Source organism: Pseudomonas sputi (assembly GCF_021603585.1).
GTDB lineage: Bacteria > Pseudomonadota > Gammaproteobacteria > Pseudomonadales > Pseudomonadaceae > Aquipseudomonas > Aquipseudomonas sputi.
This window is the reverse complement of the sequence record NZ_BQHI01000037.1, coordinates 24,409-45,352: the sequence shown is the minus strand read 5'-3', so window position 1 is coordinate 45,352 and position 20,944 is coordinate 24,409. Positions and strand designations below refer to the sequence as shown.

Annotated in this window: 18 protein-coding genes and 2 pseudogenes; 14 read left to right on the top strand and 6 right to left on the bottom strand. The window is 60.9% G+C overall.

Annotated elements, in window-relative coordinates; translation table 11 throughout:
* Nucleotides 1–248: 248 nt before the first annotated feature.
* A pseudogene (locus L6D81_RS29790) lies at nucleotides 249–509 on the top strand (hypothetical protein); the annotation flags it as partial.
* Nucleotides 510–607: 98 nt separating this feature from the next.
* Here the strand turns inward: L6D81_RS29790 and L6D81_RS27505 are convergent.
* A pseudogene (locus L6D81_RS27505) lies at nucleotides 608–808 on the bottom strand (transposase); the annotation flags it as partial.
* Nucleotides 809–1,142: 334 nt separating this feature from the next.
* On the opposite strand from L6D81_RS27505, the gene L6D81_RS27500 reads away from it, so the two are divergent.
* Complete coding sequence (locus L6D81_RS27500) at nucleotides 1,143–1,382, top strand: hypothetical protein (protein ID WP_236182731.1); 240 nt, start codon at nucleotides 1,143–1,145, stop codon at nucleotides 1,380–1,382.
* A gap of 70 nt (nucleotides 1,383–1,452) precedes the next feature.
* The gene (locus tag L6D81_RS27495) at nucleotides 1,453–1,734 is read left to right on the top strand and encodes a hypothetical protein (RefSeq protein WP_236182730.1); all 282 of its coding nucleotides are present in this window, start codon (nucleotides 1,453–1,455) and stop codon (nucleotides 1,732–1,734) included.
* 89 nt (nucleotides 1,735–1,823) lie between these two features.
* On the opposite strand, the gene L6D81_RS27490 is transcribed toward L6D81_RS27495, so the two are convergent.
* The gene (locus L6D81_RS27490) at nucleotides 1,824–2,207 is read right to left on the bottom strand and encodes a DUF6124 family protein (RefSeq protein ID WP_236182734.1); all 384 of its coding nucleotides are present in this window, start codon (nucleotides 2,205–2,207) and stop codon (nucleotides 1,824–1,826) included.
* A gap of 509 nt (nucleotides 2,208–2,716) precedes the next feature.
* On the opposite strand from L6D81_RS27490, the gene L6D81_RS27485 reads away from it, so the two are divergent.
* Nucleotides 2,717–3,097 carry a RidA family protein gene (locus tag L6D81_RS27485; protein ID WP_236182729.1) on the top strand — a complete coding sequence of 127 codons (381 nt, stop codon included), beginning with the start codon at nucleotides 2,717–2,719 and terminating at the stop codon, nucleotides 3,095–3,097.
* A 138-nt stretch (nucleotides 3,098–3,235) separates the two neighbouring features.
* Nucleotides 3,236–5,224 carry a peptidase U32 family protein gene (locus L6D81_RS27480; protein ID WP_236182728.1) on the top strand — a complete coding sequence of 663 codons (1,989 nt, stop codon included), beginning with the start codon at nucleotides 3,236–3,238 and terminating at the stop codon, nucleotides 5,222–5,224.
* 60 nt (nucleotides 5,225–5,284) lie between these two features.
* Here L6D81_RS27480 and L6D81_RS27475 read toward each other — a convergent pair whose 3' ends face one another.
* Complete coding sequence (locus L6D81_RS27475) at nucleotides 5,285–6,595, bottom strand: MFS transporter (protein WP_236182727.1); 1,311 nt, start codon at nucleotides 6,593–6,595, stop codon at nucleotides 5,285–5,287.
* 351 nt (nucleotides 6,596–6,946) lie between these two features.
* Here L6D81_RS27475 and L6D81_RS27470 point away from each other — a divergent pair, with 351 nt between their 5' ends.
* A complete protein-coding gene (locus L6D81_RS27470) occupies nucleotides 6,947–7,975 on the top strand; it encodes a GlxA family transcriptional regulator (RefSeq protein ID WP_236182726.1) in 1,029 nt (342 codons plus the stop codon).
* A 21-nt stretch (nucleotides 7,976–7,996) separates the two neighbouring features.
* Here the strand turns inward: L6D81_RS27470 and L6D81_RS27465 are convergent, their stop codons facing one another.
* Both L6D81_RS27465 and L6D81_RS27460 read right to left on the bottom strand, forming a co-directional pair.
* Complete coding sequence (locus L6D81_RS27465) at nucleotides 7,997–9,061, bottom strand: alpha/beta fold hydrolase (RefSeq protein ID WP_236182725.1); 1,065 nt, start codon at nucleotides 9,059–9,061, stop codon at nucleotides 7,997–7,999.
* 210 nt (nucleotides 9,062–9,271) lie between these two features.
* The gene (locus tag L6D81_RS27460; protein ID WP_236182724.1) at nucleotides 9,272–9,466 is read right to left on the bottom strand and encodes a PLDc N-terminal domain-containing protein; all 195 of its coding nucleotides are present in this window, start codon (nucleotides 9,464–9,466) and stop codon (nucleotides 9,272–9,274) included.
* Nucleotides 9,467–9,632: 166 nt separating this feature from the next.
* Here L6D81_RS27460 and L6D81_RS27455 point away from each other — a divergent pair, with 166 nt between their 5' ends.
* The 4 genes from L6D81_RS27455 to L6D81_RS27440 all read left to right on the top strand — a co-directional run bounded on the left by L6D81_RS27455 (nucleotide 9,633) and on the right by L6D81_RS27440 (nucleotide 12,232).
* Nucleotides 9,633–10,469: an AraC family transcriptional regulator gene (locus tag L6D81_RS27455; protein WP_236182723.1), complete on the top strand. Its 837-nt coding sequence runs from the start codon at nucleotides 9,633–9,635 to the stop codon at nucleotides 10,467–10,469.
* Nucleotides 10,470–10,520: 51 nt separating this feature from the next.
* Nucleotides 10,521–11,117, top strand: a complete 597-nt coding sequence (locus tag L6D81_RS27450) for a LysE family translocator (protein WP_236182722.1) — start codon at nucleotides 10,521–10,523, stop codon at nucleotides 11,115–11,117.
* Nucleotides 11,118–11,317: 200 nt separating this feature from the next.
* On the top strand, nucleotides 11,318–12,013 hold the full coding sequence (locus L6D81_RS27445) for a tRNA (adenine(22)-N(1))-methyltransferase (RefSeq protein WP_309295825.1): 696 nt from the start codon (nucleotides 11,318–11,320) through the stop codon (nucleotides 12,011–12,013).
* 54 nt (nucleotides 12,014–12,067) lie between these two features.
* Nucleotides 12,068–12,232, top strand: coding sequence for a DUF2986 domain-containing protein (locus L6D81_RS27440; RefSeq protein WP_236182721.1), 165 nt, complete (start codon nucleotides 12,068–12,070; stop codon nucleotides 12,230–12,232).
* Between the two features lie 42 nt (nucleotides 12,233–12,274).
* Here L6D81_RS27440 and L6D81_RS27435 read toward each other — a convergent pair whose 3' ends face one another.
* A complete protein-coding gene (locus tag L6D81_RS27435) occupies nucleotides 12,275–14,653 on the bottom strand; it encodes a DUF3772 domain-containing protein (protein ID WP_236182720.1) in 2,379 nt (792 codons plus the stop codon).
* A 158-nt stretch (nucleotides 14,654–14,811) separates the two neighbouring features.
* Here L6D81_RS27435 and L6D81_RS27430 point away from each other — a divergent pair, with 158 nt between their 5' ends.
* From L6D81_RS27430 to L6D81_RS27415, 4 genes are all read left to right on the top strand, one after another.
* Nucleotides 14,812–15,153, top strand: a complete 342-nt coding sequence (locus L6D81_RS27430) for a hypothetical protein (protein WP_236182719.1) — start codon at nucleotides 14,812–14,814, stop codon at nucleotides 15,151–15,153.
* 98 nt (nucleotides 15,154–15,251) lie between these two features.
* Nucleotides 15,252–16,508 carry a TolC family protein gene (locus L6D81_RS27425; RefSeq protein WP_236182718.1) on the top strand — a complete coding sequence of 419 codons (1,257 nt, stop codon included), beginning with the start codon at nucleotides 15,252–15,254 and terminating at the stop codon, nucleotides 16,506–16,508.
* A complete protein-coding gene (locus L6D81_RS27420; protein ID WP_236182717.1) occupies nucleotides 16,505–17,752 on the top strand; it encodes an efflux RND transporter periplasmic adaptor subunit in 1,248 nt (415 codons plus the stop codon). The genes L6D81_RS27425 and L6D81_RS27420 overlap by 4 nt, the downstream gene beginning before the upstream one ends.
* Nucleotides 17,749–20,919 (top strand): efflux RND transporter permease subunit, encoded by a 3,171-nt coding sequence (locus L6D81_RS27415; RefSeq protein WP_236182716.1) that lies wholly within the window; start codon nucleotides 17,749–17,751, stop codon nucleotides 20,917–20,919. Before L6D81_RS27420 ends, L6D81_RS27415 begins: the two co-directional genes overlap by 4 nt.
* Nucleotides 20,920–20,944 lie beyond the last annotated feature (25 nt).

The window sequence follows — 20,944 nt, the reverse complement described above, 5'->3', positions numbered from 1 at the left end:
GTGGGGGGGGGCTGGGTGTGGTCGAGGTGAAGCTGGATTGGTGGGTTCGGGGAGGGAATGAGTTAAATGAGTTTGCATCCGTGGTTTTTATAGTTATTCAGAATTTTGGTTGTTCTGAATATGTATTAAAAACTGTCATTTCTATCAGGTGTGGTTGTGGGTTTTTGTGTTGACAATTTGTTTGTGGGTGCGCAGAAAATAAATCTGTTCCCTTTGATTGTCGTCCACATTAATTGTCGAGGCATAAGATGACGGATAAAAGAATTGTGATTGATAATTTTCCAATGGATAAGACTTTGCAAGAATTTTTGGATGAGTTTTCGGGAAAGTTTGCGGATCCGGTTGTTAAGGTGGAAGTAGTGCTGGTCGTTGAAGAAAAACCAGCTGTAAGCAACAGAGGCGCAAGCATTACGTCTATTCAGGCTGTCTATGTTCCGGCAGATGACTATACCGACCCCGCTCCCGCTACTACCTTTGCACACTTGGACGCTACAACCGTTCTTTCGAGGTAGCTCCGTTGAGTGGGAGCGAATTTTGGGAGGTCTTAAAAGTTGTAATCGAACATCAAAAAGGGACAGATTTATTTAATCGTCCCCTTTTGACGTTAAACACTGGACGTGGCTTCTGCTGGGGTGAGAAGCAGGTGGATAAGGTTGGTCATCAGGCAGTAGGCATAAACTTTTATACCCAATGCTTCCTTGAGTTCTCACAGGTCAGAGAGGTAGCGCTCGAAGTCCGCTGGCTCTGCGAAAACGACCTGCCTGTTGCGGCGGCGCTGCACGATGTGATGCGGGTAGTTCGCTAGCACGATGCGTCAGGTTCTGGGCATGAGTCTTCTTACGTCCTTGTCTTGACGGATGAAGCTTAGAAGGTGGTGAAGCTGAAGCAGGCAGGATGTGTCAGAGAATGTATTCGGCTGAACTGAGGAGATGAGCTAATGAGTCGGTGTCTAATGTCTTTATGGTTTTTCAGAATTTAGGCTGTTCTAAATAAGTATTAAAAACTGTCATTTCTATCAGGTGTGGTTGCGGATGTTTGTGTTGATACTTTTGGTAGGTTGGGTCGGAAAATAAATCTGTCCCCTTTGCTAATTTATTTTGTTATCAGTGTTTGTTAATAAAATCTGATAGGAGTGTTCTGACATGAGTGATTTTCAATCCGATGGGCAGGTGCCGGTAATAGTAGGTGAGGCACCGAAGCTGTTTGAAAATATGGAGACGAACGTGTTTTATAGAATTCATTTCAAAGATTCAGAGGTTTACATAGGTCAGGTGTATTTTGACTCGATTAATGGTGTCTATACGGCGACTATTCATTCGGGTGTAAAAGGACATCGGACTTTTCAAGCTGAGGAGGTCTTGTCAGTCACCCAGCTTTCGTGATCGGCAAAAGGGGTGAATTAGTTCAGTTGTCTCCTTTTTTGATATTTTAATTTAATTGGAGAGTGTCATCATGTCGGGATCCTATGTTTTAATGAGAAATCTGTCTCGTACTAAAGACACGGCGGCGGTAGTGAAAGATAGAATTCAACAGCACGGAGGCGCTGAAGTTTTAAAGGTTGTATTGTTCGATGATGACGGTTCGAACGAGCGTTTCGCACTAGTGGAGCTTAATATGCCAATTACATCGAGATTGAAGGTGGATGCATTGGATATAGCTACTTATAAGCCTTGGGCAATGGAAGCGTGTTTTTTAATGCCGGCGGAAGATGTGCTCTCTATGACTGGGCGGTGATTGAGTTGAAAGCAATCGAAAGGGGGCGGATTTATTTAAATCGCCCCTTTTGATGTTAAGTGGTATCAAACAAGAAATTGTTGGTGTGGTTATTCTGTCGGTACAACGTTATCGAGCACCTGATTCACCGCCAGTTCTGCCAGCATCACGATCTGCGCGATGCCTTGCGCGGTTTTGCGGTGGGGGCCTTCGAGGGCATCAACGAGGTTATTGAGCATGACGTTGGCCGAGCCCAGGGTTTCGCAGGCGTCGGCGAGCAGGGATTCGGTGTTGCTGGCCGGGTTGGCCTGGTAGAGGCGGTTGGGAGTGTAGGGCGCGGCCATGATGTAGGGCCCGGGCGGGCCGAGGTAGTAGTTGAGGGCGCGTTCGGCGGCTTCGTTGAATTTCTTGGAGTCAGGACATTCGTACGGCGAAGTTGGGTCGGTGATGCTAGCCGGTTCGGTGACCGGGGGATTCGGCGTTACTTTGAACATATTCATTCTTTTCCTGTTTTGAAGCCGCCAGACCCGAGCTACTAAACAGGGGTGGAGGCAGCTGTGCGCAGGTTAGTAGACCGGGGAAAAGAAGAAAGCCGGCGTGCCCGAGGGCACCCTACGCACAGCCACCATCAAATCCAGGTATGGAAATACCTGACTGACAGACGCCTGTGCATTCTTCAATTACCAACGGGCTACTAAACCCGATCACTGCAAATCAGTGACCCGATCCAAGTTACCGGCCGACCCCAAGGCGCACAAGCCGGCGGATTCTGGCGTAGCCGTAGGCTCTGGCGCAAGGATTTGTGGGCAATGGCGCGTAACTTCAGGTGTCTTTAAACACCGTCGCCGAAACGTGTTTACGGGTACTTAAAACAAGCTGGAACATTTCCTCGACCCCCCCCCCGAAAACCGCGATGGCTTCAAACCCGCCACGGTGTCTGTAAACTGGCCGCCCGAAACGGCGCGCGATGGCGCCGTCCTCACTGCCAGCGAAGGACTTTCCCATGGCCAACCCAGACATCACCTACACCCCGGACCCGGATGCAGACTCGATCTCTTCGGACGTGACCGAATTCAACGGCATCCTGATGTCGACCCAGATTCCGACCCGTGCCGACGGCAGCCTGGAACTGGGCGACGTCACTGCGCAAAGCGAATGCACGTTGCAGGCCCTGAAAGTGGCGCTGGAGAAGGCCGGCAGCTCGATGGACCGCGTGCTGCACCTGACCATTTACCTGACCGACATGGCTGATCGCGCAGCGTTCAACGAGGTGTACAAGCGCTTTTTCGCCAAGCCTTGGCCGGTGCGTGCGGCGGTTGGGGTGGCGGCGCTGGCGGTTGAAGGAATGAAGGTCGAAGTGACTGCGATGGCTGCGAAGGCCTGACCCACGTAATGATCGTTCCCACGCTGCGCGTGGGAACGATCGGTTGAAAACAGCCACCCGGCAGCACAGGCGTGCCGGCCAGGCGTTTCGCGGCTACAATGCGCGCCTCGACCGTGACAGCCTGACTAAAAACTATATATGTCCTTGCCCAAACATCACCTGGAACTGCTCAGCCCCGCCCGTGACGTGGCCATCGCCCGCGAGGCCATCCTGCATGGCGCCGACGCGGTGTACATCGGCGGCCCGAGCTTCGGCGCGCGCCACAACGCGTGCAATGAGGTGAGCGAAATTGCCGAACTGGTGGAATTTGCCCGTCGCTATCACGCGCGCATCTTCACCACCATCAATACCATCCTGCACGACAACGAACTGGAGCCGGCGCGCAAGCTGATCCATCAGTTGTACGATGCCGGCGTCGATGCGCTGATCGTCCAGGACCTGGGCGTGATGGAGCTGGACATTCCACCCATCGAGCTGCACGCCAGCACCCAGACCGACATCCGCACCCTTGAGCGGGCGAAGTTCCTCGATCAGGCCGGTTTCTCGCAACTGGTACTGGCCCGTGAACTGAACCTCAAGGAAATTCGCGCGATCGCCGATGAAACCGATGCCGCCATCGAGTTCTTCATTCACGGCGCGTTGTGCGTGGCGTTTTCCGGTCAGTGCAACATTTCCCACGCGCAGACCGGGCGCAGTGCCAACCGGGGCGACTGCTCCCAGGCCTGCCGTCTGCCGTACACCCTCAAAGACGAAAAGGGTGGCGTGATCGCCTACGAAAAACACCTGCTGTCGATGAAGGACAACAACCAGAGCGCCAACATCCGCGCACTGGTCGAGGCCGGTGTGCGTTCGTTCAAGATCGAAGGTCGCTACAAGGACATGGGCTATGTGAAGAACATCACCGCCTATTACCGTCAGCGCCTCGACGACGTGCTCAACGATCGCCCGGACCTGGCCCGCGCTTCCAGCGGCCGCACCGCGCATTTCTTCATGCCGGACCCGGAAAAAACCTTCCACCGTGGCAGCACCGACTACTTCGTCAGTGAGCGCAAGATCGACATCGGTGCGTTCGATTCGCCGACCTTCACCGGTCTGGCCGTGGGCGTGGTCGAGAAAGTCGGCAAGCGTGACATGCAGGTCATCACCCACGAGCCGCTGTCCAATGGCGACGGCCTCAACGTGCTGGTCAAGCGCGAAGTGGTGGGGTTCCGCGCCAACATTGCCGAGGCCAAGGGCGAGTTCGAGGAAGAAGGCGAGAAGCGCTACCGCTACCGCGTCGAGCCGAACGAGATGCCGGAGGGCCTGTACAAACTGCGCCCGAACCACCCGCTGAACCGCAACCTCGACCACAACTGGCAGCAGGCCTTGCTCAAGACGTCTGCCGAGCGTCGTATCGGTGTGAGCTGGCTGGCGAAGCTGCGTGAAGAACGCCTGGAACTGACCGTGACCAGCGAAGAGGGCATCAGCGCCAGCGTCGCGCTGGAAGGCCCGTTCGGCGTCGCCAACAAACCGGAACAGGCGCTGGACACCTTGCACGACCTGCTCGGCCAGCTCGGCACCACCGAGTACCACGCGACTTCGATCAAACTGGATGCGCCACAAGCGTTCTTCATCCCGAACTCGCAGCTCAAGTCGTTGCGCCGTGAAGTGATCGAAGCGCTGACCGCCGCCCGCGTTGCCGCCCACCCACGGGGCTCGCGCAAGGCCGAGACCACGCCACCGCCGGTGTACCCGGAAGCGCACCTGTCGTTTCTGGCCAACGTCTACAACCAGAAGGCTCGCGACTTCTACCACCGTCACGGCGTGAAGCTGATCGACGCGGCGTACGAGGCCCACGAAGAGGCGGGCGAAGTGCCGGTGATGATCACCAAGCACTGCCTGCGGTTCTCCTTCAACCTGTGCCCGAAACAGGCCAAAGGCGTGACCGGCGTGAAGACCAAAGTCGCACCGATGCAACTGATTCACGGCGACGAAGTGCTGACCCTGAAGTTCGACTGTAAGCCGTGCGAAATGCACGTGATTGGCAAGATGAAGGGCCACATCCTGAATCTGCCGCAGCCGGGCAGTGTGGTGGGGCATATCAGCCCTGAGGATCTGCTGAAGACGATCCCGCGCGCGCCGCACTGATTCAGAGGCAATAAAAAACCGGTGACGACAGTCACCGGTTTTTTTATGCCTGCCAGAAACTCAACTGGCTTCGTAGCGCGATCCCGTTGCCGGCGCCGCTTCGCCACTCAAGGCATCGACCATCGGCGGATGCTCCTGCGCGGCCTGACGCAAATCCTCGGTCACCCGCAGCTCGGCGCCGGTTGGCGAGAACGTCGCTGCCGCCGCAAACGGCGCCGGGTTGGCCGGCACCGGACGTTTGCCGCGACGCCAGAAGAAGAACGTCACCATGCTCAGATTGACCAGCGCAAAGGCCCAGAACAAACCGGTTTCGCCATGGGCGTTCATCGCCGGGGAAATCAGCAGCGGGCTCATCGCCGAGCCCAGCGAGTTGATCAGCAACATGCCCTGAATCATCGGCACCAGGGTTTCGACCGGCGCACGGTCGGCGGCGTGGCTGACCGCAACCGGGTACAACGCGAACACGCCGCCGCCCAGCAGGAACAACATCGCCGCGAGCATGGCCGAGGACAGCGGCACCAGCACGATCACCAGCGACAGCACGGTGCACGCGGCGCACAGCACGGTCAGCACTTGCAGGCGGTCCTTGCGGTCGGACCAGCGCCCGACCGGGTATTGCAGGAGCATCGCGCCGAGGATCGTCCAGGCCATCATGCTGCCGACTTCGCCGACGTTCAGGCCAATGCGTTGCAGGTACAGCGGCAGCAGGGTGTAGATCGCCGCGATGGTCACGCCGGAGCCGAAGCAGCCGACCAGTCCGGTAGGGGATACGCCGAGCAGCGCACGTGGCTTGAGCGGTTCGACCTGTTCCAGCAATGGCGACACGCGCGGCAGGATCACGATCGGCAGCACCGACAGGGTCGCGAGCATGCCGGCGACCATGAACGGCGCAGTGTCGCCCAGACCGGTGATTTTTCCCAAAAACGCCTGACCCAGCACGCCGGCGCCGTAGAGGACGATCATGTACAGCGCGAGCAGACGGCCGCGAATCTTCGCGTCACCGGCCAGCAGCAGCCAGCTCTCGATCACCAGAAACACGCCGACCGTGGCCCAGCCGTTGATCAGGCGCAGCACGACCCAGCCCCAGGTGTCATAAAACAGACCTTGCAGCAGGATGGTCGCGGCGATCAGCGAAGCAAAGCTGGTGTAGGCGCGGATGTGACCGATGCGCAGGATCAGCCGATCGTTGAAGATCGCACCCAGGGTCAGGCCGATGAAATAGGCCGAGGACACGATGCCGATCATCGTCGCCGATTCGCCGGCCGCGTCCAGGCGCAGGGTGGTCAAAGAAGACAGAAAGCCGTTGCCCAGCGCAACAATGAATAGCCCGAGCAGGGGCGCCAGCGCCATGGCCAGCAAACGCGGTGTCATAAAAACCTCAAGTGATCGAACAGCGGAACGTGCGCCTCTGCGCATGCGAGTGCCAAGCCGAAGTGTGTTGAAGACAAACGACCGCCGAACGGGCAGGGCGATTGAGCCTGGCTGACTTCGTGAAAGTCGCCGGCTGTTCAAACCTGAGGGTTGTCATGGCTGCGGGCAGGCGCCGGTCGGGCGACTGCAAGAGGAGGCGCGATTTTAAGCCTTGTGTGGCGTTTGCCAAGGTGCCGGGCCTGCGACGTTGGGACGCAGGGCGGCAGAGCGTGGGAACGATCTCCCCTGCAGTACTCACCGTTCGCGAGTAATTTGCTGCGTCGCCGGTTAGCATGGCGCCATAACAACGAAATGACGGACCCCACCTTGATCGAACGACGCCAATTCAGCGGTGGCATGAAGGGCAAGAACCTTCGCTACCTGAACGAGCCCGCCAGCGGGCCGGGACGCATGACCCGCACCGGGTTCGTGCTGCTGGAGCATTTTTCCCTGCCGGCCTTCACTCAGGCGCTGGACACCCTGGTCACCGCCAATCTGCTGCGCCCCGGTCTGTTTTCCACGCGCACTTTCGGCCTGAGCGATGGCGAGGTGATCAGCGATCTGGGGCTGGTGATCCGCCCGGACTCGCGTCTGGAAACCCGCGTGTTGCAGGAACTGGATCTGCTGGTGATCTGCGGCGGTTACCGCACGGAATTGAAGGCGAGCGACGAGTTCATCAACCTGCTGAAAATGGCCGCCGAGGCCGGGGTAATACTGGCCGGGTTGTGGAACGGCGCGTGGTTCCTGGGCCGGGCAGGGGTGCTGGAAGGCTACCGCTGTGCGATTCACCCGGAACATCGGCCGGCACTGGCGGAGATTTCCAAGGCGATCCAGGTCAGCAGCGAACCCTATGTGATCGACCGCGACCGGTTGACCGCATCCAGTCCGTCCGGCGCGTTCCACATGGCGCTGGACTGGATCAAGGCGCTGCATGACAAGGCGCTGGTCGAAGGCATCGAAGACATTCTGGCGTTCGAGGAATCGCGCTACCGGCGGATCAAGCCGACCGAGAACATCTGCGTCAGCGCCCCGCTGCGTGAAGTGGTGAAGCTGATGGACGCCAATCTGGAGGAGCCGCTGGAGCTGGAGCAACTGGCGGTGTATGCCGGCCGATCCCGGCGTCAGCTGGAGCGGCTGTTCAAGGAGCAACTGGGCACCACGCCGCAGCGTTATTACATGGAGCTGCGTATCACCGAGGCCCGGCGCCTGCTGCAACACACCGATCTGTCCCAGGTGGACGTGCTGGTGGCCTGCGGATTCGTCTCGCCGAGTCATTTCAGCAAGTGCTACAGCGCCTATTTCGGTTATCGACCGTCCAAGGAAAAACGGCTCGTCAAATGACGAGCCGTTCGGCGTGCGGCTTCAGAGGTGATCGGCGTCGATGATCGCCTGAGCGAAGGCTTTCGGGTCTTCCTGCGGCAGGTTGTGACCGATGCCGCCGTTGATCAGACGGAACTGGTATTTGCCAGTGAAGCGCTTGGCGTAGTCCTCGGGCGCCGGGTGCGGGGCGCCGTTGGCATCGCCTTCGAGGGTGATGGTCGGCACGCTGATCGACGGTGCGGTGGCGAGTTTCTGCTCCAGTGCCTCGTACTGGCTTTCACCCTGCACCAGGCCCAGGCGCCAGCGGTAGTTGAACACGGTGATCGCGACGTGATCCGGGTTCTGCAACGCCTTGGCACTGCGGTCGAACGTGGCGTCATCGAACGCCCACTTCGGTGACGCCAGTTGCCAGATCAGCTTGGCGAAATCGTGGGTGTTCTTGCTGTAGCCGGCCTCACCACGGTCGGTGGCGAAATAGAACTGATACCACCATTGCAGCTCGGCCTTGGGCGGCAGCGGATTCTTGCCGGCAGCCTGATTGCCGATCAGATAACCGCTGACCGACACCAGTGCCTTGACCCGCTCCGGCCACAGCGCCGAAACGATGTCCGCCGAACGCGCGCCCCAGTCATAACCGCCGAGCACGGCTTGCTTGATCTTCAGCGCATCCATGAAATCGATCACGTCACTGGCCAGCGCCGCCGGTTGACCGTTGCGCACGGTCTTGTCGGACAGAAAGTGCGTGTCGCCATAACCCCGGGCATACGGCATCAGCACCCGATAACCCTTGGCCGCCAGCAGCGGCGCGACGGCGTCGTAGCTGTGAATGTCATACGGCCAGCCGTGCAGCAGAATCACCACCGGGCCATTGGCCGGGCCGGTTTCAGCGTAGGCCACGTCCAGTACGCCGGCCTGCACATGCTTGAGCGGGCCGAAGGGCAGGTCGGCTTGCACACTGGCGGCTTCGGTCTTGACCGGCTCGGGGGCTGCGGTTTGTGCCTGGGCGAAGGCGCCGAATTGCAGCAGCGCGGTGGCTAGAATCGACAGGCCCAGCAGGCGACGACGGTTTTTTCCGGTGGTGACGGTGGCGAGTGGTGCGTGCTTCATGGCAAGTCTCCTTGTGATCGGCGAAGGCCGGGTTCTGGCTGAACCCTTCGAATCTGGAGTCCATTAAAGGCGGGTCACGTATCTGCGCTGTTTCCGTTTTCGCTCGCTGATGCGCGGGCATGTATCCGGGCGGCGTTCGTACACACTGCGATACAAACCTGCGGCCAACAAAAAGCCCCGAATGTTCGGGGCTCCAGGTTGCCTTGGGCTTCAGCCCTGCGTGATGTGCTTGGGCCCGGCCAATGCCCAGGCGATCAGCCCGAACAGCGGCACAAACACGATCAATACGATCCAGACGCCTTTGTTGCTGGCTTTCCCCTCACTCTTGCGCACCCGGTTGATCGCCCACAATTCAATGAGCAAAAGAACGACGGCCAGTACGATCCACGTGGTTTCAAGTTGCATGGGCTACCTCCTGATGGTCTTTGGCTTAGGCGGGCCGTGGCACTCAGGGTTCATTAAATTTGCTGGATGGCCTGCCTGGCTCCCGTGCACAAATGTTCTAAACCCATCGGCAAAGTCGCGGTAACGTAGACGTCCTCAACGACCCACACTGCCTTCGGAGCCTTGCGTGGACAAACGCAACTGGATCGAGCTGTCTCAGGATGCCGACACCGGGATCGAGTCGATTCGCGCCCATTTCCAGGGCCATGCCTATGATCCGCACTGGCACGACAGTTTTCTGGTGGGTGTCACCGAGCAGGGCGTGCAGCAGTTTCATTGCCGGCGCGTGCGTCATCTGAGTACGCCGGGCAAGATTTTCATGCTGGAACCGGGGGAGATCCACGACGGGCACGCGCCGACGCAGGAGGGTTTCACCTATTCCATGCTTTACCTCGACCCGCACTGGCTGGAGCGCGAATTGCGCGTGCTGTTCGAGCATGCGCCGGACAACAGCCAGCTCGGGTTCACCGATACCCTGAGCCAGGATCCGCGCCTGTCCACGGCCATCAATCAGGCCTTCAACGCCCTGCATCAAGGCGACTTGCGCATCGTGCGCCAGACCGCCATCGACACCTTGCTGGGTTCGCTGACATCCCACCTCGACTGGCGCAAGCGCCAGCCGTTCGATCCGCGGCTGCCCTGGGTGGCCCAGGTGGCGCGGGATTATCTGCACGCGCACGCCTTCGAGGACATCGGGCTGGACGATGTGGCCCAAGCCTGCGGGATTGATCGCTTTCGCCTGACCCGAGCGTTCAAGGCCGCTTTCGGGCTGGCGCCCCATGCCTATCTGATCCAGCTGCGGCTGGCCCGCGCCCGCCAATTTCTGGCGCGTGGCGAAACACCCGCCACCGTCGCCAGCGCCCTCGGTTTTGCCGATCAGAGCCATCTCGGGCGCTGGTTCCGCCGTGCCTATCACCTGACGCCGGCGGATTACCGCAAGCGCTGCTCAAACCTTCCAGACTGAACCCCGCGTAACCGCGACCATGGCCTCCTGTTTTGATTCGGGAGTCCTGTCATGGAATCGTTGTTGCCTTTTCTGCTGTTTTCCTTCGTCGCCTCGATCACCCCGGGGCCGACCAATATTCTGGTGATGAGCCACAGCTCGCGACGTGGCCTGACGGCGACACTGCCGATCATTTTTGGTGCGTGTGTGTCGGCGGCGCTGGTGGTGTTGGTGGTCGGGCTTGGCGTGGGGGAAACCTTGCTGCGCTATCCCCGTGTGCAGCAGGTCATGGCCTGGGCCGGCGTGTTGTGGTTGAGCTGGCTGGCGTGGCAGATCTTTCGCAGCACGCCACCGTCGCTGGACTCGGCGACAGCGGCTGATGACGGCTTCAGCGTGTTCGGCGCCGCAGGGCTGCAATTGATTAATCCCAAGGTGTGGATGATGGCCGTGGCGGTGGTGAGCGTGTTTGGTGGCAACGGCGACGAGAGTGCGCGGATGCTGCTGTTGGCCTTCGTGTTTCTGTTGGTCTGCCTGCCGTGCATGACGGCGTGGGCACTGCTGGGTGTGGGCAGTGCGCGGTTCTTTGGCTCGCCACGGGCATTGCGGCGCATGAATGCCGGGTTGGCGGTTTTGCTGTTGATGTCGGCTTGGTTGACGGTGTTGGTCTAGCAGGGCCGATCATGGCCACTGTCACAGCCCTCTTGAATTCAACGCGTTATCCGACACAATCGCGTCCTGGTCCGGCCGGAGGGAGAGGGATCGATCAAAGTGATCTGGTCGCAGACATTTGAATTCCCCGGCGTATCCCCCCAGAATCGCGCCCCGTTCCGGCCACCAGCGCCGGGCGTTCAGAGTGAAAGGGGTTGCGGTTGAACGAACAGACATTGTCCATGCGCCTGGAGCGGGTGGCGGCGCACGTGCCTGCCGGTGCGCGGCTGGCCGATATCGGCTCGGATCACGGTTACCTGCCGGTGGCCCTGATGCGCCGTGGCGCGATCGCGGCGGCGGTGGCGGGCGAGATGGCCGCAACGCCGTTCCGTTCGGCGCAACGCACCGTGCGCGACAACGATCTTGAACAGCAAATCACCGTGCGCCTGGCCAATGGCTTGATGGCCGTCGAACCGGCAGACGCGATTACGGCAATTACCATGTGTGGCATGGGCGGCGAAACCATCCGCGACATCCTCGAAGCCGGCAAGGCGCGCCTCAGCGGCCGCGAACGTCTGATCCTGCAACCCAACGGCGGCGAACAAGCGCTGCGCCAATGGCTGATGGACAACGGTTACCGAATCCTTTGCGAAGAAGTCCTGCGGGAGAACCGCTTCGACTACGAGATCATCGTGGCCGAGCGGGACGGGCCAGTGGCGTATACCGCCGAGGAACTGTATTTCGGCCCGCTGCAATTGCAGGCGCGCAGTCCGGCGTTTGTCACAAAGTGGCAGCATCGGCTGCGGCACAAGCAGCAGACCCTGGCTCATTTTGGGCGGGCACGGCATGGCGTTTGCGAGCGCAAGGTGCAGGATCTGACGCAGCAAGTGCGCTGGATCACTGACGTGCTGGGGTGAAGCACGCCCAACGCTGATATCATCCAACAACTTTCAAGCAGGCCAAAAAACACCATGAACCGTCAGAAAAAACTGCAACAGCTCTTCAAGGAAAAATCCAGAAAGGCCAATGCCAAACTGGCCCCCAAGAGCAACAAGCCGAAGTACATCAGTAAGGCGGATCGACTGAAAATGGCGGTGGAAGCGGCTCCAGAGTCGATTGAAACCCCTGAGGCCTGATCAGGCAGGCGCGCAGCGATACAGACTCCATCAGGTTTTTCCTCAGGTACTCGACGGCTTCGCCAGTTCAATCCCCGCCGCCCCCAGCCGCTTGAGTATTTCGAACAACAAATCACTCTTGGTCGTCCCGACGATCCTCGGGCTCGCCACATACCCGGTCACCGTCAACGTAATCCCGTCCGGCGTCAGCTTGCTGAAGCGCACGAACGGCGCCGGTTTTTCGAGGATGGTTTCGTGTTCCTTGTAGGTGTCGAACAGCAGGTTCTGCACTTGTTCGGGGTCGATATCCAGCGGGAACATCAGCTCCAGCGTCGCCACGCCCTGGGCGCTGCCGCCGAGGGTGACGTTGCGCAGGTTCTGCGAGATCAATTGCGAGTTGGGCACGATCACGATCGAGCGGTCGCTGAGCTGGATCTCGGTGGCGCGCACGTTGATCCGGCGGATGTCGCCCTCGACGCCGCTGATGCTGATCAGGTCGCCGACCTTGACCGGCCGTTCGGTGAGCAGGATCAGCCCGGAGACGAAGTTCTTCACGATCTCCTGCAAGCCGAAGCCGATGCCCACCGACAGGGCGCTGACGATCCACGCCAGGTTGGTCCATTGCACCCCCAGCGATGACAGGGTCAGCAGGATCACCACCGCATAACCAATGTTGGAAAACAGCGTGCTGAGCGAGGCGCACATGCCCGGGTCCATGTCGGTCTTGGGCAGGAACTCGTTGTCGAGCCAGCGGCGCAGGGCGCGGATCAGGTAGATGCCGATCAGCAGCGCCAGCATGGCGTTGAGCAAGTGGCCGGGGACGATGTTCAGTTTGCGCAGGCCCGCGCCGCCGAGGATCGTGCCGATGTTGGTTGCCAGTTGGCCAAGGGTGGTGCCGATCCCGCCGACGAACAGAGTGATGACCGCCAGCAGCAACAGCGCGGCCCGACCGAATCCGGCCAGCAGGGTTGAAGCTTGTTCGAGGCGTCGGTCGCCGACGCCCAGCAACTGTTTCAGCGCCTTGCCGCTGGAATGGCGGGGCGAGAAGCAGTACTCGCAGCTGTCCTTGAGCAACTGCATCAGCAGGTAAAACCCGGAAAACACGATAAACGCCCACACCAGCTCGTAGGTGATGAACCGCGCCAGCGACACATACCCTGTCAGCAGGGTGCCGAACGACAGCACCATGGCCAGGGTGGCCACGGTGTAAACCACCCCGGCGAAGGTGTTGCCCGCCACTTGGGTGTCACCGGCTGCGGCCAGTGTTTTGCGCACCCTGCCGACGCGCATCAGCAGCGTGGTGATGATACCCAGCACCACCAGTGCAATGATGCCTCTGCCTGCGAGCACGATCTGACTGCTCATGCCGGCGGCATTGCTGACTTGTACCGCCGTCACCAGCACCAGCAGCGCCGCGGCGAGGATCCGCGCAAAGGGCTGCAGCGCGTTTGCCACCTCGTCGGCCACGGCGGGCAACCGCCACGACGGGTGCTCGGTGGACAGCAAGGCGCGGCTGAGCCCTGTGATCAGCACGCAGGCGTAAACGACCTTCTCAAACTCATCGGAAAACGTCGCCAGCATCGGTGGCAACGGTACGTGACGGGTGCAGGCATAGAACAGCAATTGCAGGGCGATGGCGGTGGTCGCCAGTGTCGCCAATGCCGAGGCGAACGCCAGCGAACTGCGGCGCAGTCGACCCTCCGGCATGCGATGGATGCACACCCACGCCAGCCAGCGGTCGGCCAGCCGCCGGCCCAGTGTCCAGACAACAAAGGCCAGCACCACCAGCAGGGCAGTGTAAAAGCGCTGGCCCGGTCGCCAGGCTTCGGCGCCGGTCTGTTGCACTTGTTCAACGAAAACGCGCAGGCGCTGGCGGTCGTCCGCTGACGGATTGACAAGGGGAGCCCAGAAACCGGGATTCAGAATGCTGTGGGTGCTGAGGGTCAGTTCGCTTTCGAGCAACGTGCGGCGGATGCCGGTGATCTGGGTGATCAGATCCGTGGCGCTCTGCTTGAGGGTGGCGAGGTTCTTCAGCGCCGTATCGACTTTGGTTTTGTGCTCGATCAACGTCGCCCGTTGCGCCGCGATATCGGCTTGTTCGGCGGCGACCGCGTCGACCGGTGCGGCCCCGAGCACGCCCAGTTGCACGGTCAATTGCGCCTGCTGCGGCAACAGCGATGCCGACAGCCGATCAATGTCCAGAATGAACGCCTGCACCCGATCCTGCGGGCCTTCGAGCTGGTTGTAATTGTTGGCGGACGAGATCTGCTGCTTGAGGCCGTCGAGGCGCAGTTGCAGGGCTTGCAGATCGCTTTGCGTGACGCCGGGAAGTGGGGCGCCGACATCGGGCGTGCCGGGCAGGTCGGCGGCCGATACCGCCACGAACCCTGAGCCGAGCAGGATCAAAGCGACGAACATCAATGACGTCAATGCATTACGCATGGGGCTGGGCGATTCCGGTTGATCACACAAACATTGAGGTTAGGTGATCGGGCGCCTGTTGCATCATTTTCTGCTGCTAATCCTGGCTTAATGCGTGTCCGGTGAGATCGCCGGGCAGCCGATTGTAGGCGCCCGTTTTCACGACTAGACTCCCGGCCATGAAACGCTATCTGCGGTTTTGTCTCGTTTTTCTGCTCAGCCTGGCGCTTCCCCTCAGCGGGATGGCGGGTGTGCAGGCGCCGACGGAACCCTGCCCGATGCAATCGATGGGCATGGCGATGATGGACGGCATGAACATGGATTGCTGCCAGGACATGAAAAGTCCTGTCGACCACGGTTCCCCCTGCAAGCCCGGCCAGGAGTGCAAGACCGGCGGCCTGCTGCAAGTCGCGACTCTCAAGCCGTCCGTCGCTGTGTTCAGGCCTGTGACGCATTCGTTCTTCAATGATTCCCTGCCCGTGACGGCCCCGTCCGGGGTCTGGCGACCGCCCCGCAGCTGATGCCTGTCTCCCCTTGAAGCTCATTCCGCCCAGGCGGAGTGATTTGGCTGTGCGCGTGTTTTCACCGCGTGCAGTGGACGATCACAGGAATCGTAAACATGACATACAAGTGCAATTGCACGGGTTGGCCTCTGGTGGCCGGCCTTGCGGCAAGCGTGCTCGCATGGCCGGGATTCGCTGCCGCGCTGACGCTCGATGAAGCGCTGCGGCTGGCGGAAAACAACGCGCCGTCGCTGACCGCACAGGATCAGAAAATCCAGGCCGCCAGCAGCGCAGCCATTCCGGCGGGCGAGTTGCCCGATCCCAAGCTGGTGCTCGGTTTGCAGAACTACCCGGTGGGCGGTCCGGATCGCTGGAGCGTCGATCAGGACTTCATGACCATGCAGATGGTCGGTTATCGGCAGGACATGCCCAACGCAGACAAGCGCAAGGCGCGCATCGAGGTTGCCGACGCCGCCATTGAACGCGCGGCGGCCGAACGCCGCGTCGAACGTTTGAAAGTACGTCAGGCGACAGCGATGGCCTGGATCAGCGGCTATTCGGTCGAGCGCAAAGAGGCGTTGTTCCAGGATTTGTTCAAGGAAAACCGCCTGCTGAGCGAGACCGTCCGGGCGCAGATCGCCGGTGGCCGTGCGCAACCTGCCGATGCGGTGACGCCAAAGCAGGAAGCGGCCCGACTCGCCGAGCAACAGGACAATCTGGCCCTCGAACGTACCCAGGCGCGAGCCGCGCTCAAACGCTGGATCGGCACCGCCGCCAACGACAAGCCCGAAGGCGGTTTGCCCGTGTGGCCGGTCGATGCTTCGATCTTCAATCATCACCTGCAACGCCACCCCGAACTGGCCGCCTTCGCCCCCATGACCCGCGAAGCCCAGGCCAGGGTGCAAGAGGCGGTGTCCGAGAAAAAGTCCGACTGGAGCTGGGAGGTGGATTACCAGCATCGGGGCCGCGAGTTTGGCGACATGGTCAGCGTGCAGTTTTCCTGGGATCTGCCGTTGTTTCCCGAGACGCGGCAGAACCCGAAAATCGCTGCCAGACAGGCCGAAGTCAGCCAACTGCAAGCCGAGCGCGAGGCCCTGTCCCGCGAACACACCGAACAACTGGAAAACCAGTTGGCCGACTATCAGCGCCTCGATCGGGCCGTGCGCCGCACCGAGGAAAGCCTGGTGCCGCTGGCCAGAGAGAAAGTCGATCTGAGCCTGGCCAGTTATCGCGCCGGGCAGGGCGATTTGAACGCGGTGGTCAGCGCCCGCCGTGAACTCATCGAGGCCCGCCTTAAACAGATCGACATGGAAGAACAGCGCGCGCTGACCGCTGCGCGTCTGCATTTCGCTTATGGGGAGACCAGCCTGTGAACCTTAAACAATGGAACGGCGTGTGGCTGGCCGGCCTCGTGTTGGCGGTGGGCGTGGGTGGCGGTTACGGATTGGCCTATCAGCGAATGAATGGAGTAACGGCTTCAGCCCCTGTGCCGAGCACTGAGCCCAAGGCCTTGTACTGGTATGACCCGATGTTCCCGCAGCAGAAGTTCGACAAACCGGGCAAGTCACCCTTCATGGACATGCAACTGGTGCCACGATACGCCAGCGGCGGGGAGGGCAGTGCCACCGTCAGCATTGATCCGGGGCTGAGTCAGAATCTGGGGCTGCGTGTGGCGCCGGTCAGTCGCGGCGCTTTCACGTCGAGCCTCGATGTGAGCGGTGTGCTGGCGTTCAACGAGCGCGATGTGGCGGTGATCCAGGCGCGTACCAACGGGTTTGTCGAGCGGGTCTACGCCCGTGCGCCGGGGGATGTGCTCACGGCGGGTGCGGCATTGGCAGACATTCTCGTGCCGGAATGGACGGCGGCTCAGAGCGAGTTTCTGGCGCTCAAGCGCAGCGGCGATGCCGACCTCATCGCGGCGGCGCGCCAGCGGTTGCGACTGACCGGGATGCCAGCAAGCCTGATCGCTCAGGTCGAGCGCAGCGGCAAGGTGCAGTCCGAACTCACGGTCACCAGCCCTTTGGGCGGTGTACTGCAAGAGCTCAACGTGCGAGCGGGCATGACCGTGGCGACCGGTGAAACCCTGGCACGGGTCAATGGGCTGAACAGTGTCTGGCTCGCTGTGGCGGTGCCGGAATCGGAGACTGGTTCGGTTGCCGTGGGACAGGCCGTCGAAGCGCATCTGCCGGCTTTTCCCGGCACAGTGTTTAACGGCACCGTCAGCGCGATTCTGCCGGACACCAGCCCGGACAGCCGCACTCTGCGCGTGCGGGTCGAGCTGTCCAATGCCAATGGCCGATTGCGGCCGGGGATGACGGCGCAAGTGCGGCTGAACCGGTCGACCGGGCAGAATCATTTGTGGGTGCCGAGCGAAGCAGTCATTCGCACCGGCAAGCGTGCCCTGGTCATGCTCGCCGAAGAAGCGGGGCACTATCGCCCGGTGGAGGTGCGGCTCGGCCAGGAAAGCGACGGCAAAACGGTGATCCTCGATGGTCTGACTGAAGGGCAGAGCGTCGTGACGTCGGGACAGTTCCTGCTCGATTCCGAGGCCAGTCTCAAGGGCATCGTCGCCGAGCCGCTTGAAGCGGGCGGGAACGTTTCGGGGAGCCAGCCATGATCGCCGCGCTGATTCGCTGGTCCGTCGCCAATCGTTTTCTGGTGCTGCTGGCGACACTGTTTGTCACGGCCTGGGGTGTGTGGTCGGTACAGAGCACGTCGATCGATGCGCTGCCGGACCTGTCCGATGTGCAGGTGATTATCCGCACGCCGTACCCCGGACAGGCACCGCAGATTGTCGAGAACCAGGTGACCTATCCGCTGACCACCACCATGCTCTCGGTGCCGGGGGCAAAAACCGTACGCGGTTATTCGTTCTTCGGTGACAGCTTCGTGTATGTGCTGTTCGAGGACGGCACCGATCAGTACTGGGCGCGCTCGCGGGTGCTGGAGTACCTGAGCCAGATCCAGAGTCGCCTGCCGGCCGGTGCCAAACCGGCGTTGGGCCCGGATGCCACCGGCGTTGGCTGGATCTATCAGTACGCATTGGTGGATCGCAGCGGCGGGCATGATCTGGCGCAGCTTCGGGCGTTGCAGGACTGGTTTCTCAAGTTCGAACTCAAGACTCTGCCCAACGTCGCCGAGGTCGCCACTGTCGGCGGCATGGTCAAGCAGTATCAGGTGCAGCCCGATCCGGTGCGGCTGGCCAGCCTCGGCATCACCCTGGCGCAAGTACGCGAAGCCATCGGCAAGGCCAATCAGGAAACCGGTGGCGCCGTGCTGGAAATGGCCGAAACCGAATTCATCGTGCGCGCTTCCGGCTACCTGAAGACGCTTGATGACTTTCGGGCGATCCCGTTAAAACTCGGCGTGGGTGGCGTGCCGGTGACCCTGGGCGATGTCGCAACGATTCAGATCGGGCCGGAAATGCGTCGGGGCATCACTGAGCTGGATGGCCAGGGCGAAACCGTCGGCGGCGTGGTGATCCTGCGCAGCGGCAAGAACGCCCGCGAGACCATTGCGGCGGTCAAGTCCAAACTCGATGACATGAAAAGCAGCCTGCCGCCCGGCGTGGAGATCGTCACCACCTACGATCGCAGCAAACTGATCGATCGCGCCGTGGAAAACCTCAGCCACAAACTGCTCGAAGAGTTCATCGTCGTCGCGCTGGTGTGCGGGATCTTCCTCTGGCATTTGCGCTCTTCGCTGGTGGCGATCATCTCGTTGCCGGTGGGCGTGCTGATCGCCTTCATCGTGATGCGATATCAGGGGCTGAACGCCAACATCATGTCGTTGGGCGGGATCGCCATCGCCATTGGTGCGATGGTCGATGCGGCGGTGGTGATGATCGAGAACGCCCACAAGAAAATCGAGGCGTGGCACGCGGCCCATCCGGGGCAGGTGCTCAAGGGCGAGCGTCATTGGCAGGTGATGACCGACGCGGCGGCGGAAGTGGGGCCGGCACTGTTTTTCTGTTTGCTGATCATCACGCTGTCGTTCATTCCGGTGTTTACCTTGCAGGCCCAGGAAGGGCGGCTGTTCGGCCCGCTGGCCTTCACCAAGACCTATGCCATGGCGGCGGCAGCGGGGCTGTCGGTCACGCTGGTACCGGTGCTGATGGGCTACTGGATTCGCGGGCGGATTCCGGATGAGCGCCACAACCCGCTGAACCGCTGGCTGATCCGGATCTATCAGCCGGCGCTCGATAGAGTGTTGCGCCGGCCGAAATTCACCTTGCTGGCGGCATTGCTGGTGTTTTTCAGCGCGGCCTGGCCGATTTCGCGGCTCGGTGGCGAATTCCTCCCGCCGCTGGACGAGGGCGATCTGCTGTACATGCCTTCGGCCTTGCCGGGATTGTCAGCGCAAAAAGCCGCGCAACTGTTGCAGCAGACCGACCGCCTGATCAAAACCGTGCCCGAGGTCGAGCACGTGTTCGGCAAGGCTGGCCGCGCAGAAACCGCCACCGACCCGGCACCGCTGGAGATGTTCGAGACCACTATCCAATTCAAGCCCCACGATCAATGGCGTCCGGGCATGACTTCGGAAAAACTCGTGGAAGAACTGGATCGCGTGGTGCGCGTGCCGGGCCTGACCAACATCTGGATTCCACCGATCCGCAACCGCATCGACATGCTTGCCACCGGGATCAAAAGCCCCATCGGCGTGAAAGTCGCCGGCAACAATCTGGCCCAGATCGACGCCGCGACCCAGGCTGTCGAGCGGGTGGCCAAAAGTGTGCCCGGTGTCAGTTCGGCACTGGCGGAGCGCCTGACCGGTGGTCGCTACATCGACGTGGATATCGACCGCAACGTCGCCGGCCGCTACGGGCTGAACATCAGCGATGTGCAGTCCATCGTGGCCGGTGCCATTGGCGGGGAAAACGTCGGGGAAACCATCGAGGGGCTGGCGCGGTTTCCGATCAATATCCGTTACCCGCGAGCGTGGCGTGATTCGCCCGGCGCCCTGGAGCAACTGCCGATCTACACGCCTTCGGGCAGCCAGATCACCCTCGGCATGCTGGTGAAGATCAAGGTCACGGACGGCCCACCGATGCTCAAGAGCGAAAATGCCCGGCCGTCCGGCTGGGTGTACATCGATGTGCGCGGACGGGACATCGCTTCAGTGGTGGCCGATCTGCGTCGCGCCGTCAGCGAGCAGGTGAAATTGCAGCCCGGTATGAGCCTGAGCTATTCGGGGCAATTCGAGTTTCTGGAACGGGCCAACGCGCGGCTGAAACTGGTCGTGCCGGCCACGCTGCTGATTATCTTCGTGCTGCTCTATCTGACGTTCGCTCGCGTCGATGAAGCGCTGCTGATCATGGCCACGTTGCCCTTCGCATTGAGCGGCGGTGCGTGGTTCCTGTATCTGCTGGGCTACAACCTGTCGGTCGCCACCGGGGTGGGGTTTATTGCGCTGGCCGGGGTTTCGGCCGAGTTCGGCGTCATCATGCTGCTCTACCTGAAAAACGCCTGGGCCGAGCGCGAAGGCCTCGGCGACCACTCCGAGCGCGGGCTGGTCGCGGCGATTCGCGAAGGCGCCGTGCAACGCGTGCGTCCCAAGGCGATGACCGTAGCCGTGATTATTGCCGGCCTGTTGCCGATTTTGCTGGCCAGTGGGACCGGCAGTGAAGTCATGAGCCGTATTGCCGCACCCATGGTAGGCGGCATGGTCACGGCGCCACTGTTGTCCCTGTTTGTCATTCCGGCGGCGTATCGCCTGATGCGCCGTCGACAGTTGCCCGTGGAAAACAAGTCACCTGAAAGCGACGCTGCTTCCATCCAGCCATAACCCGGTGACGAAAAAAAACGGTGCG

Excerpts from the sequence above, each read along its gene's own strand:
- L6D81_RS27430 (WP_236182719.1), top strand. The coding sequence starts at position 14,812 with ATGAAACGCTATCTGCGGTTTTGTCTCGTTTTTCTGCTCAGCCTGGCG.
- L6D81_RS27415 (WP_236182716.1), top strand. The coding sequence starts at position 17,749 with ATGATCGCCGCGCTGATTCGCTGGTCCGTCGCCAATCGTTTTCTGGTG.
- L6D81_RS27485 (WP_236182729.1), top strand. The coding sequence starts at position 2,717 with ATGGCCAACCCAGACATCACCTACACCCCGGACCCGGATGCAGACTCG.
- L6D81_RS27425 (WP_236182718.1), top strand. The coding sequence starts at position 15,252 with ATGACATACAAGTGCAATTGCACGGGTTGGCCTCTGGTGGCCGGCCTT.
- L6D81_RS27475 (WP_236182727.1), bottom strand. The coding sequence starts at position 6,595 with ATGACACCGCGTTTGCTGGCCATGGCGCTGGCGCCCCTGCTCGGGCTA.
- L6D81_RS27435 (WP_236182720.1), bottom strand. The coding sequence starts at position 14,653 with ATGCGTAATGCATTGACGTCATTGATGTTCGTCGCTTTGATCCTGCTC.
- L6D81_RS27460 (WP_236182724.1), bottom strand. The coding sequence starts at position 9,466 with ATGCAACTTGAAACCACGTGGATCGTACTGGCCGTCGTTCTTTTGCTC.
- L6D81_RS27470 (WP_236182726.1), top strand. The coding sequence starts at position 6,947 with ATGACGGACCCCACCTTGATCGAACGACGCCAATTCAGCGGTGGCATG.
- L6D81_RS27490 (WP_236182734.1), bottom strand. The coding sequence starts at position 2,207 with ATGTTCAAAGTAACGCCGAATCCCCCGGTCACCGAACCGGCTAGCATC.
- L6D81_RS27480 (WP_236182728.1), top strand. The coding sequence starts at position 3,236 with ATGTCCTTGCCCAAACATCACCTGGAACTGCTCAGCCCCGCCCGTGAC.
- L6D81_RS27450 (WP_236182722.1), top strand. The coding sequence starts at position 10,521 with ATGGAATCGTTGTTGCCTTTTCTGCTGTTTTCCTTCGTCGCCTCGATC.
- L6D81_RS27440 (WP_236182721.1), top strand. The coding sequence starts at position 12,068 with ATGAACCGTCAGAAAAAACTGCAACAGCTCTTCAAGGAAAAATCCAGA.
- L6D81_RS27495 (WP_236182730.1), top strand. The coding sequence starts at position 1,453 with ATGTCGGGATCCTATGTTTTAATGAGAAATCTGTCTCGTACTAAAGAC.
- L6D81_RS27465 (WP_236182725.1), bottom strand. The coding sequence starts at position 9,061 with ATGAAGCACGCACCACTCGCCACCGTCACCACCGGAAAAAACCGTCGT.
- L6D81_RS27500 (WP_236182731.1), top strand. The coding sequence starts at position 1,143 with ATGAGTGATTTTCAATCCGATGGGCAGGTGCCGGTAATAGTAGGTGAG.